General features: G+C 63.7%; 9 protein-coding genes. 1 reads left to right on the top strand and 8 read right to left on the bottom strand.

The annotated features are described in order from the left end of the window. Positions 1 to 2: 2 nt before the first annotated feature. From tsaE to LB516_RS28440, 8 genes are all read right to left on the bottom strand, one after another. A complete protein-coding gene (tsaE, locus tag LB516_RS28475; protein WP_224720803.1) occupies positions 3 to 1,514 on the bottom strand; it encodes a tRNA (adenosine(37)-N6)-threonylcarbamoyltransferase complex ATPase subunit type 1 TsaE in 1,512 nt (503 codons plus the stop codon). 8 nt (positions 1,515 to 1,522) lie between these two features. Next, on the bottom strand, positions 1,523 to 4,063 hold the full coding sequence (locus tag LB516_RS28470; RefSeq protein ID WP_224720802.1) for a PAS domain-containing sensor histidine kinase: 2,541 nt from the start codon (positions 4,061 to 4,063) through the stop codon (positions 1,523 to 1,525). Positions 4,064 to 4,251: 188 nt separating this feature from the next. Then, the gene (ahcY, locus tag LB516_RS28465; RefSeq protein WP_140719127.1) at positions 4,252 to 5,652 is read right to left on the bottom strand and encodes an adenosylhomocysteinase; all 1,401 of its coding nucleotides are present in this window, start codon (positions 5,650 to 5,652) and stop codon (positions 4,252 to 4,254) included. A gap of 192 nt (positions 5,653 to 5,844) precedes the next feature. After that, the gene (locus LB516_RS28460) at positions 5,845 to 6,141 is read right to left on the bottom strand and encodes an HPr family phosphocarrier protein (protein WP_015314359.1); all 297 of its coding nucleotides are present in this window, start codon (positions 6,139 to 6,141) and stop codon (positions 5,845 to 5,847) included. Next, on the bottom strand, positions 6,138 to 6,539 hold the full coding sequence (locus tag LB516_RS28455; protein WP_010912939.1) for a PTS sugar transporter subunit IIA: 402 nt from the start codon (positions 6,537 to 6,539) through the stop codon (positions 6,138 to 6,140). The genes LB516_RS28460 and LB516_RS28455 overlap by 4 nt, the downstream gene beginning before the upstream one ends. A gap of 164 nt (positions 6,540 to 6,703) precedes the next feature. Further along, the gene (locus LB516_RS28450) at positions 6,704 to 7,150 is read right to left on the bottom strand and encodes an HPr kinase/phosphorylase (RefSeq protein WP_141906021.1); all 447 of its coding nucleotides are present in this window, start codon (positions 7,148 to 7,150) and stop codon (positions 6,704 to 6,706) included. Between the two features lie 24 nt (positions 7,151 to 7,174). Then, the gene (locus LB516_RS28445) at positions 7,175 to 8,959 is read right to left on the bottom strand and encodes a sensor histidine kinase (RefSeq protein ID WP_015314357.1); all 1,785 of its coding nucleotides are present in this window, start codon (positions 8,957 to 8,959) and stop codon (positions 7,175 to 7,177) included. A gap of 83 nt (positions 8,960 to 9,042) precedes the next feature. Continuing rightward, the gene (locus LB516_RS28440) at positions 9,043 to 9,744 is read right to left on the bottom strand and encodes a response regulator transcription factor (RefSeq protein WP_010912942.1); all 702 of its coding nucleotides are present in this window, start codon (positions 9,742 to 9,744) and stop codon (positions 9,043 to 9,045) included. A 344-nt stretch (positions 9,745 to 10,088) separates the two neighbouring features. On the opposite strand from LB516_RS28440, the gene LB516_RS28435 reads away from it, so the two are divergent. Further along, positions 10,089 to 11,699: a phosphoenolpyruvate carboxykinase gene (locus LB516_RS28435; protein ID WP_224720801.1), complete on the top strand. Its 1,611-nt coding sequence runs from the start codon at positions 10,089 to 10,091 to the stop codon at positions 11,697 to 11,699. The last annotated feature ends 6 nt before the right edge of the window (positions 11,700 to 11,705 follow it).

Raw genomic sequence — 11,705 nt, 5'->3', positions numbered from 1 at the left:
TGTCACAGCGCTCGTTCCTCCAGCAGCCCGTGCGCGCTATAGAAATCCCGCAGGTCGGCGAGCGTGGGATGCGACAGCGCCCGCCTGAGATAATCGCGGATGCGCGGCAGGTGCCTGAGATAATAGGGTTTGCCGTCACGTTTTTCGAGGCGCACGAAAATACCCAGAATCTTGGAATTGCGCTGCGCGGCCATGATTGCATAGGCTTCGAGGAAGCTTTCTTCGTCGAAGCCGCCTGCTGCATGACGCGCGGCGACATAGGCGTCGAGCGTCCGCTTCTCGATCTCGGGCGCCATGGTGACGCGGGCGTCCATGGCGAGCGAGGCGACGTCATAGGCGCAAGGCCCGATCAGCGCGTCCTGGACGTCGACGATGCCGAGCCGGTCGAGGCCGGATCGCTCGCCGCGCCAGATGATGTTAGGCGAGTGGAAGTCGCGCAGCATCAGCGTGTATTCGCTGCCTTGCAGCCGGTCGAGAAGCGCATTCCATATCTTGTGGTAGCCGGAACGCAGCGCCTCGCTTGCCGGCTCGCCCGATATCGCCGGCACGTACCAGTCGATCAGCAGGTCGGCCTCGATCAGCATGGCGTCGCGATCGAAGGGCGGCACGTCATGAACGACGCCGGGAGCCGCCTCCATGCGGTGAGGCCAGGCCTTGCCGTGCATCATGGCAAGCAGTTCGGCCGCCGCCTCGTACCGTTCGGCGACCGGCTCGCCATTGCCGTCGAGGAAACCTTCCGAGCCCAGATGCTCGAGCAGCAGGAAACCCTGGTCGAGATCCTGCGCGTCGATCCTGGGCACCGCGACCCCGGCGGCCAGCAGCGCACGGTCGATGGCGACGAAGGCGGACACCGACTGCGCCGTATGGGCAATCACGGCATAGGGTTTGCCGTCGCGCACGGGCGGGCCGAGCACCAGCCGCGGCGAGTTCATCAGCACGCGCGGCGCCTCGCCGACAAGCGTTACGATCTCGTAGGAGCGGGCCGAGGCATCGCCGATGAAATGCCGGCGCCGCGCTTGCCCCCAGCCGGCGCTCTCCAGAAAACCGCGCATGGCCAGCGAGCGCGCGACACGGTCGAAGGTAACCCCTTGCCCCGACAGTCGGGCCAGCCGGCCCTCGCCATGCTGGACGAGTTCGATCAGCACCGTCGCTTTGGGCAGATAGCCGTCAGCCCGTTCCGGCCATTCGATCAGGGCGGCACCTTGCGCCAGCGCCTCCTCGAAGCCGAGTTCGTCGAGCTCGGCCGCCGAGGACAGGCGGTAGAGATCGAAATGGTGAACCGGCACGCGGGTATCGTAGCTCTGTACCAGCGTGAAGGTCGGGCTCGGCACTTCGAGACCGGCATCGTCGGCCAGCGCCCGGATCAGTGCCCTTGCCAGCGTCGACTTGCCGGCGCCGAGATCGCCCTTGAGCGCCAGCACGTCGCCCACGCGCAGCGCCAACGCCAGATCCTCGCCCAGCCGGGCTGTCTGGGTCTCGTCGGCGAGCAAACGCTCCAGCACCGGTTCCGTCATTGAGCGCGCTACTCGGCCGCTGCGCGGATACCCGGCATGTCGGGAAAGGTGCAGATGACGGTCGTGCCCTTGTCCTTGCCGGTTTCGATGCGAACGGCGCCGCCATGCAGTTCGACAAAGCTCTTGACGATCGACAGGCCGAGGCCGGCGCCGCGCCGGCGGCCCCCATTGGCGCGCGGTTCGAAGCGGCGGAACACCGAATCGAGCACATCGGGCGGCATGCCAGGCCCGTCGTCGTGAACCGAGAACTCGACCCCGTCCGCCAACTGACGGCAGGCCAGCCGGATGGTGCTGGCCTCCGGCGCGTAGTTGGCGGCGTTGCTGAGCAGATTGTAGAGGATCTGGCGGATGCGCGTTTCGTCGCCATGGAACGTCTTCGGCGCGGCGGCGGCATCGACCGCGAGCCGGATCGAATGCTCCTCCAGCCGGTCGGCGACAAGCTCGGCGGCAGCCGCGATGGTGCGGTCCACATGCACCTCGGAAATGTCGAGCTGCATGATGCCGGCATCGACGGTCGCCAGGTCGAGTATGTCGTTGACGATGGTCAGCAGCACCGAGGAGGACGAGCCGACATGTTCGACATATTCACGCTGCTTCTGCGTCAGCGGGCCAGTCGCCGGCAGCGACAGCAGCTCGGTGAAACCGATGATGTTGGTCAGCGGCGAACGCAGTTCGTAGGACACATGCTGGACGAAGTCGTTCTTGAGCTGGTCCGATTTCTCCAGCGCCTCGTTCCTGTCCTTGAGCGCGCGTTCGACATGGACGCTGTCCGTGACGTCGACGAAAGTCATCATCACTTGCCCGTTGGGCAGCGGAATCACCGCGTAGCGCAGCACGGTGCCGTTGTTGAGCTCGGTCTGGCCGTGACGCTCGCGGCGCTCGTCGTCGAAGCCGGTGATGGCGGCGACAAAGCCGGGCCAGGGGCTCTCGACCGCCTGCCGATCTGAGAGCTCGCGTATGGTCGATACGTGCACATTGGGCTTGGCGACTTCCGTGCCCAACCCCCACAGCGTGGCAAAGGCCGGGTTCGACAGCCGCAGCCGGCCATCGGGACCGAACACCGCCACGCCTTCGGCCAGATTGTCGAGCGTTTCGCCCTGGACCCGGACCGCGGTGCGGTAGCGGCTTTCGAGATCCATCTTCTCGGTCAGGTTCTCGAACACCCAGGTGACGCCGCCCTTGGGTTGCGGGTTGGCGACGACGCGGATGGTCTTGCCGTCCGGCAGGTGCCACCAGTGTTCCTGCGATTCGACCGCACGATAAGCGCCGAGCAGGCCTTCCTTCCAGCGGCGCCATTCCGGCTGTTCGGCGATCTTGCCCTCGCTGCGCAGCCGGTCGAGCAAAAGGGCGTTGTCGGGCGCGCTGTGCAGGAAGCCGCTGTCGAGCCCCCACAGTTTCTGGAAAGCCTGGTTGAAGAAGCGCAGCTTCTCGTTCGTGTCGAAGATGGCGACTGCCGTGTTGAGCTGGTCGAGCGTATCGGCATGGCTGCGCACGGTCCGCTCATATTCGCCGCGGATGGCCTCGATGGCGCTGGTGTCGCAGGCAAGGCCGGCCGAACCGTCGGCGCCGGCAAAGTCGGTCACGGCAAACACGCGGCGGTCGCCTTCGATCACCGTCGAAAGCGATTGCTCGAACACCGGATGCGATTTGTGCTGGGCGGCGATGGCCTCGCGCGCCTGGCCGCCGAGGAACTCCTGGGCGTCACGCACGGCGGCTTCAGCGTTCTCGGCTTCGACCGCGTCGGCATAGGCCCGGTTGACCCATTTCAGCCGGCCATGCTCGTCACGCAGCCATGCCGGCATCTTCAGCGCCTCGAGCAGGCCGGTCATCGTGTCATGGTCGGCGGCCAGCCGCTGGTTTTCGATCTTGAGCCGGGCCTGGCTGCGCTGTGTCTCGGACAGCGAGACAAACCGCACCAGCACATGGGCCGCGCTCTTTCGGCCATGCACTTCCAACGGAGCGCCGGCCTGCGATTCCACCACCAGGTCGAACGCCCTGCCTTTTTCCCGCAAACCCGTCACGGCATGTTCGAGTGCCGCCGCCGAGCGCGGCATCAGCCAGCGCCCAAAGGCTAGGAATGCGGCCCGTTCCTCCGGCGCTCCGCTTTCGGTCGGCAATGTGCCGATGAGCTCGGGTTTCTTGTTTTCCGAGGCCCAGACCACCACACGCTGGTCGCGCAGATTGAGCAGCGCTTCCGAACGTCGCAACGCCGCGCTGATATCGGCGACGCGGCTTCTCAGCTCGACATTTTCCGCCGAGGTGCGCGCGCGTTCGCGAATGAGAACGATGGCCGACAGGAATGCCGCTCCCATCACTCCGGCAAAGACGGCTAGCTGCATGACCTCGATCGTGCTGACCGAAAGGCTGGCCGCCACTTCGGCGCCCTGGGCGCATGCAACCCCACCAAGCAGCGGACCGGCAAGTGTGGAGCCGGCAAGCAGCAACCCCGCGCGGCCACGCCACGAAGGGCGCCGCGAGCCAGTGGTCTCCGAATCCTGATGGCCGCCGGAAACGGCCTGTCCCGCGTGAAGCGGGTTTTCCCCCGGCATGTCTTGGTCCTCTTCGCCGCCTGAATGCAAGACCGCCCTGACGCGTGCGCCGGTCCTCGCCCCTGGACCCGCGAATCACAACAATAGCGCCTGCTGGAATCGGCGTGAAGAATCATTCGGCGCAAAAATAATGCCGGGCGAAAAGTCAATCGCCCGGCATCAATATCTTGTAGCAAATTCGGCTTTGGTTAATAGCGGTAGTGTTCCGGCTTGAATGGCCCCTGCGGCGTGACGCCGATATAGGCGGCCTGCTCGCCCGACAGCTCGGTCAGGCGGGCGCCTAGCTTGTCGAGATGCAGGCGTGCGACCTTCTCGTCGAGATGCTTGGGCAGCACATAGACCTGGTTCTGGTACTGCTCGCCCTTGGTGAACAACTCGATCTGCGCCAGCACCTGGTTGGTGAAGGAGGCCGACATGACGAAGCTCGGGTGGCCGGTGGCGTTGCCGAGATTGAGCAGGCGGCCTTCCGACAGGAGGATCATGCGCTTGCCGTCCGGGAAGGTGATCATGTCGACCTGCGGCTTGACGTTGGTCCACTTCAGATTGCGCAGCGACGCAACCTGGATCTCGTTGTCGAAATGGCCGATGTTGCCGACGATCACCATGTCCTTCATCGAGCGCATGTGGTCGAGGGTAACCACATCCTTGTTGCCGGTGGTGGTGATGACGATGTCGGCGGTCGGCGCCGCATCTTCCAGCGTGACCACTTCAAAGCCGTCCATCGCCGCCTGCAGCGCGCAGATCGGATCGACCTCGGTGACCTTGACGCGGGCGCCCGCGCCCTTGAGCGAGGCGGACGAACCCTTGCCGACGTCGCCATAACCGCAGACGACCGCGACCTTGCCGGCCATCATCGTGTCGGTGCCGCGGCGGATACCGTCGACCAGCGATTCCTTGCAGCCATATTTGTTGTCGAATTTCGACTTGGTGACCGAATCGTTGACGTTGATGGCCGGGAAGGGCAGCAGGCCCTTCTTCTGCAACTGGTAGAGCCGGTTGACGCCGGTCGTCGTCTCTTCGGTGACGCCGCGGATCGCTTCCTTCTGCTTGGTGAAGAAGCCCGGCGAAGCCTTCAGGCGCTTCTTGACCTGGGCGTAGAAATATTCCTCTTCCTCGCTCTGCGGGTTGGACAGCACGTCCTCGCCGGCTTCGGCACGGGCGCCGATCAGGATGTACATGGTGGCGTCGCCGCCGTCATCGAGGATCATGTTGGAGAGGCCGCCATCGGCCCACTGGAAGATCCTGTCGGTGTAGTCCCAGTACTGTTCGAGGCTCTCGCCCTTGACGGCGAAGACCGGAATGCCGGTCTCGGCGATGGCCGCGGCGGCGTGGTCCTGGGTCGAGAAGATGTTGCAGGAAGCCCAGCGGATGTCGGCGCCGAGCACCTTAAGCGTCTCGATCAGCACCGCCGTCTGGATCGTCATGTGCAGCGAGCCGGTGATGCGCGCGCCCTTGAGCGGCTTCTTGGCCCCGAATTCCTCGCGGCAGGCCATCAGGCCCGGCATTTCGGTTTCGGCGATATCGAGTTCCTTGCGGCCCCAGCCGGCAAGAGAGATGTCGGCGACCACATAGTCCTTGCTACCCGTCATGGCAGTGCTCCGATGCGAATTGTCTTGCTGTGAATTGATCGTTTGACTTGCGAATTGGTTGCGGATGCGCCCGCGCCGGTCGGCGCGTCGAAGGGCGCGAATTGCCGGCCTGACTAGCAGATCGGGCTTCGCACGACAATGGGATATAAAGAAATCTTTATTCGTGCATGTCTCGGATGGCTGACTTCCGGGTCAGCACTCCTCGCCGAAACGGGAGGCGACGAGCTGCTCCAGCGCGTCCATGACCTCGAGCGCCTCCGGGCCGCTGGCGGTGACGCGGATCGAGTATCCAGGGCTGGCCGCCAGCATCATCAGGCCCATGATCGAGGTGCCGCCGACCTTGACGCCGTCCTTCTCGACATGGACCGAAGCGTTGAAACCGCTGGCAAGCTGGACGAATTTCGCCGAGGCGCGCGCATGCAGGCCGCGCTGGTTGACGATCGGAAACTCCCTGACGATCTGGTCCTTGTCAGGCGACAGCGTACTCATTTGCTGCTCAAAAGCTGGCTGGCGACGTTGATATATTTGCGGCCCGCGGCTTGCGCTTCATCGAGCGCGGCCGCCATGTTGTCGCCCTTGCGGATCGACGACAGCTTGATCAGCATCGGCAGGTTCATGCCGGCGATCACCTCGGTGCGGCCGGACTCCATTACCGAGATGGCAAGGTTGGACGGCGTGCCGCCGAACATGTCCGTCAACACGATTACACCCGCCCCCGTATCGACACGGGCGACGGCGTCGACGATGTCGCGGCGACGCTGTTCCATATCGTCGTCGGCACCGATCGCCACGGTTTCGAAATTGTCTTGTGGCCCGACGACATGTTCGACGGCATGTCTGAACTCGGTGGCCAGTTGACCGTGCGTTACAAGCACGAGTCCGATCATTCTTTGGTGGCTCCCGTCATCGCCGCTTCACAGGCGCATTTTATGCTCGCCAGCCAATCCAGGCGGCGGGAGCGCTATCTTGTCGACGCGCGGCCCGTTGACAAGCCCAAAATTGCGCCGGCCCACGCCATTTTGACGCATTGCAGCAAAAAACCCAGCGCGGATCATAGAAAAGGAGGGATCGACAGCCGCGCCATCACGGCGAGCAAGGCGGCCGCGACATTGCGCTCGGCCAGATCGATGCGCGCCACCGCACAGCCGGCGATGTCGTCGCTTGCATCCTCCTGGAAGCGTGCGATTTCGCCGGCCGGCAACAGGCGCACATGCAGATCGACGACGCAGGCCGGTTCGAACGGCAGGGACCGTGGCCCATGTCCCGGCACCTCGGCAAGGCCTTCGATGGTGCCGGGCGCACGGCACACCAGCCGCCCGGCATGGGCTTCGACGAAGAGCTGATCGTCGCCGACGAGCCGTGAGAACAATCCGCGTTGCAGGCAATGGCTGATCAGCGTCAGAGCCAGCGTTGTCTTGCCCGACCCGGATGAGCCGCTGATGAGAATGCCGCTCTCGCCGATCAGCAGCGCCGTGGCGTGTATGTTGTCAGGCCGCACGTCGCGATCCCTGGCGATTGGCGGTCATCCCTCGGCCGGGAGCGTCACGACGAAGCGTGCGCCCTTGATCTCGCCGGGCTTCGTGCCTGGTATGTTTTCGGCGGTCAACGTACCGCCATGGGCCTCGACGATCTGCCTGGAGATGGACAGGCCAAGGCCGGAATTCTGGCCGAACGCCTCGCCGGCGGGCCGGTCGGTGTAAAAACGTTCGAAGATGCGGTCGATGGCGTCGGCGCGGATGCCGGGACCGTTGTCGTCGACGGTCAGGATGTTGAACTTGCCGGCGCGCGCCAGCGACAGGCTGATGTGGCCATGGTCCTCGGGGACGAAGGAACGGGCGTTCTCGATCAGATTGGTGATGACCTGGCCGATGCGCAGATCGTGACCTACGACGACATAGCCCTTGGCGCCCTGCGGCAGCTTGGCAACCTTGAGCTCGATCTCGACCGCCTTCTTGTTGCGCGTGGTTTCACGCGAAACAGCGACGAGGTCGGTGACGAATTTCTTCAGGTCGACGGTGCCGGCATCTTCGCGCGCCAATTCCGCGTCGAGGCGCGAGGCGTCGGAAATGTCGGTGATGAGGCGGTCCAGCCGTTTCACGTCATGCTGGATGATCTCCATCAGGCGCGCACGGGAGGTGTCATTCTTCGCCAGCGGCAATGTTTCGACAGCACTGCGCAACGACGTCAGCGGGTTCTTCAACTCATGCGAGACATCGGCCGCGAAGCTTTCGATCGCCTCGATGCGCGCATAGAGTGCGTTGGTCATGTCGCGCACGGCAATCGACAGATTGCCGATCTCGTCCTGGCGGTCGGAAAAGTCTGGGATTTCCTCGCGGCTCTTGACGCCGCGACGCACCCGTACGGCCGCCGCCGACAGCCGGCGCAGCGGGTTGGCGATGGTGGACGCCAAAAGCATCGACAGGATGGCTGTGACGAGCGCCGCGATGCCGAAGACGCGCAGGATCGCCTTGCGTTCGGCGGCGACGATCTTGTCGATATCACCGCCTTCGGTCGACAGCATCAGCACGCCGAGCACGGCGCGAAAACGCTGGATCGGCACCGCCACCGAGACGATCTGCTCGCCCTGTTCCGAGACGCGCACGATGGTCGACGGACTGCCCGTCAATGCCTTGACCACTTCCGGGAAGGCGGCGCCGTTGCCGCCGGGCTGTTCGTGATAGACCGGCAGGTCGGTGTTGCGGAAGAAGTCGAAGATGAATTTCTGGACGCGCTCGACAAGGTCGGGCTCCTCCTCCTCGACCGGCGGCAGGTCGTAGCGCAGGATCTGACCGCGCGAATAGAGATGGCGCGAATCGAGCAGCAAATTGGCGTCGCGGTCATAGATGCGGGCTCGGGTGCGGGTCGGCGAGATCAGCCGCCGCAGGACCGGCGCCACGCGCTCGGGATTGATCGGAAAATCCAGATTGTCGAGTTGGTCCGAGCCAGGCCCCAGGCTTTCGCCGGCCTGCAGCTCAAGCAGTTTTTCCGGGTCGATGCTGATCGAATCCGTCTCGACCGTCGCCGACGCCGCAATCGCGCCGGCGATGATTTCGCCCTGCGTCATCAGGCTTTCGACGCGCGCGTCGATCAGCCCGTCGCGGAAGGTGTTGAGATAGAGGATGCCGGTGACGAGCACCGCCAGCCCGGCGAGATTGAGGAAAAGAATACGCCGCGTCAGGCTGGAAAAGATATGGTGGCCGAGGAAGCGGCGCATCGGCACCGTGATTTTCGACACGAAGGAAGGCATGATGCGCGACGGCCGCCTGGCGGCGCCCGCCGGTCTTGTTCGCTGTGCTTCCACTGCCATCGAATAGCAGCTCCCGCTAGTCCCAGGTTTGACGTATGTCGCAGCCCCACACTAGGGACCGCTTCTGCTCGACATACATCAAATTACGCTTCGCGGAACCGATATCCGACTCCGTAAAGGGTTTCGATCATCTCGAAGTCGTCGTCGACAGCCTTGAACTTCTTGCGCAGCCGCTTGATGTGGCTGTCGATCGTGCGGTCATCGACATAGACCTGCTCATCATAGGCCGAATCCATCAGCGCATCACGGCTTTTTACCACGCCGGGACGCTGCGCCAGCGAATGCAGGATCAGGAACTCCGTGACGGTAAGCGTCACCGGCTCACCCTTCCAGGTGCAGGTATGGCGTTCCTGGTCCATGACGAGCTGGCCACGTTCGAGCGAGCGGGCCTGCTGACTCGGCGCTTTTGCCGCGGCCTCGCGGGCACTGGCACGGCGCAGCACGGCGCGCACCCGCTCGACCAGCAGGCGCTGCGAGAACGGTTTGCGGATAAAGTCGTCGGCGCCCATCTTGAGACCGAACAATTCATCGATCTCGTCGTCCTTGGAGGTCAGGAAGATCACCGGCAGGTCGGATTTCTGGCGCATCCGGCGCAGCAGCTCCATGCCGTCCATGCGCGGCATCTTGATGTCGAGGATGGCGAGATTAGGCGGCCTGGCCGCCAGGCCTTCCAGCGCGGACGCACCATCCGTGTAGGTCTCGACACGATATCCCTCGGATTCGAGGGCGATCGACACCGACGTCAGAATGTTGCGGTCGTCATCGACAAGCGCGATTGTTGCCATTTCAAGCGGCTCCCTCATGAGCTGTCCCTTCTGTCGTAGAGAAGGGGCTTTTGCAGGACAAATTAGGTACAAAATGTGGCATAGGCCTTAACCGCTGTCACGCGCGGGGTGCCGCCGGCCACAACCCGACCTCGACATGGATTGGACGAACGAACCTCGCCAATCCTTTGGGCAACCGTAAAACTTTTCGCATATATAAACGATTTAAACAACTTTCAAAATATTTAAATCGATTAATGATTTGATATCATTTGGCTTTTCTGGTTCTGACCATCCTAGCCTGCTTAGTGGGTGTGCCGGAAATACGCCGGCAAAGATGCGGCAAGTCTTGAAAAGGGTCACCAATGTCGGAAGTCGGCAAACGCAATCCTGCCTGCGCGATCGATCGTATCGGTCTGAAAACCTCCGGCACGGTGCGCTACAATTTCGGTGCGGCCGCGCTCTACGAGGAAGCGATCCGGCGCGGTGAAGCCCGGCTGACCGCGCATGGCGCGCTGCTCGCCGAGACCGGCCAGCACACCGGTCGCTCGCCCAAGGACAAGTTCATCGTTCGCGACGCCGCCACCGAGCCGCAAGTCTGGTGGGACAACAACAAGGCGATCTCGCCGGCACAGTTCGACGCCTTGCTCGCCGATTTCCAGGCCCATGCCGGGGACAAGGACCTTTATGTGCAGGATCTGGTCGGCGGTGCCGACGCGGAGCTAAAGCTGCCCACCAGGGTAATCACCGAACTTGCCTGGCACTCGTTGTTCATCCGTAACCTGCTCATCCGTCCCGAGGCGGCCGAACTCGAACACTTCGTGCCCGGGATGACGATCATCGACCTGCCGTCCTTCCGCGCCGATCCCGGCCGCCACGGCAGCCGCACCGAAACGGTGATCGCCGTCGACCTGACGCGCAAGATCGTGCTGATCGGGGGCACCTCCTACGCCGGCGAGATGAAGAAGTCGGTGTTCACCATGCTCAACTATCTCCTGCCGGAGAAAGGCGTGATGCCTATGCACTGTTCGGCCAATGAGGGACCGGCCGGCGATGCCGCCATCTTCTTCGGCCTGTCGGGAACCGGCAAGACCACGCTGTCGGCCGATCCGTCGCGCACCTTGATCGGCGATGACGAGCACGGCTGGGGTCCGCACGGCATCTTCAATTTCGAAGGCGGCTGCTACGCCAAGACGATCAAGCTGTCGGCGGAAGCCGAACCGGAGATATTCGCCACCACGCAGCGCTTCGGCACCGTGCTGGAAAACGTCGTACTCGACGCCGATGGCATGCCGGATTTCAATGACGGCCGGCTCACCGAAAACACACGCTGCGCCTATCCGCTCGACTTCATCCCCAATGCCTCGAAGACCGGGCGCGCCAGTCATCCGAAGAACATCATCATGCTGACCGCCGACGCTTTCGGCGTGATGCCGCCGATCGCCCGGCTGACGCCGGCGCAGGCGATGTATCATTTCCTTTCCGGCTACACGGCCAAGGTGGCCGGAACGGAAAGAGGCGTGACCGAACCGGAAGCGACCTTCTCGACCTGTTTCGGCGCGCCGTTCATGCCGCGCCATCCGTCGGAATACGGCAATCTTCTGCGCGAGCTCATCGCTCGCCACGGCGCCGATTGCTGGCTGGTCAACACCGGCTGGACCGGCGGTGCCCATGGCACCGGCAAGCGCATGCCGATCAAGGCGACGCGCGCCTTGCTCGCCGCCGCCCTCGACGGCTCGCTGAAGGCAGGCGCTTTCCGCACCGACGCCAATTTCGGCTTCGAGGTGCCGGTGGCGGTCCCGGGTGTCGACAGCGCCATCCTCGATCCGCGATCGACCTGGGCCGACAAATCGGCCTATGACCGGCAAGCGGCAAGGCTGGTCGGCATGTTCGCCGTCAATTTCGAGAAGTTCGAAAGCCATGTCGACGCCTCCGTCCTCGGCGCGGCGCCGCACATGCAGGAAGCGGCGGAATAGGCGCAG

The sequence above is a fragment of the Mesorhizobium sp. CO1-1-7 genome (genome assembly GCF_020164885.1).
Taxonomy (GTDB): domain Bacteria; phylum Pseudomonadota; class Alphaproteobacteria; order Rhizobiales; family Rhizobiaceae; genus Mesorhizobium; species Mesorhizobium australicum.
The sequence above is the reverse complement of the archived record's forward strand: the minus strand, read 5'-3'. Positions and strand labels throughout refer to the sequence as shown.

Bases quoted from the DNA above. Each gene is read 5' to 3' on its own strand.
- tsaE (WP_224720803.1), bottom strand. From the start codon at position 1,514: ATGACGGAACCGGTGCTGGAGCGTTTGCTCGCCGACGAGACCCAGACA.
- LB516_RS28470 (WP_224720802.1), bottom strand. From the start codon at position 4,063: ATGCCGGGGGAAAACCCGCTTCACGCGGGACAGGCCGTTTCCGGCGGC.
- ahcY (WP_140719127.1), bottom strand. From the start codon at position 5,652: ATGACGGGTAGCAAGGACTATGTGGTCGCCGACATCTCTCTTGCCGGC.
- LB516_RS28460 (WP_015314359.1), bottom strand. From the start codon at position 6,141: ATGAGTACGCTGTCGCCTGACAAGGACCAGATCGTCAGGGAGTTTCCG.
- LB516_RS28455 (WP_010912939.1), bottom strand. From the start codon at position 6,539: ATGATCGGACTCGTGCTTGTAACGCACGGTCAACTGGCCACCGAGTTC.
- LB516_RS28445 (WP_015314357.1), bottom strand. From the start codon at position 8,959: ATGGCAGTGGAAGCACAGCGAACAAGACCGGCGGGCGCCGCCAGGCGG.
- LB516_RS28440 (WP_010912942.1), bottom strand. From the start codon at position 9,744: ATGGCAACAATCGCGCTTGTCGATGACGACCGCAACATTCTGACGTCG.
- LB516_RS28435 (WP_224720801.1), top strand. From the start codon at position 10,089: ATGTCGGAAGTCGGCAAACGCAATCCTGCCTGCGCGATCGATCGTATC.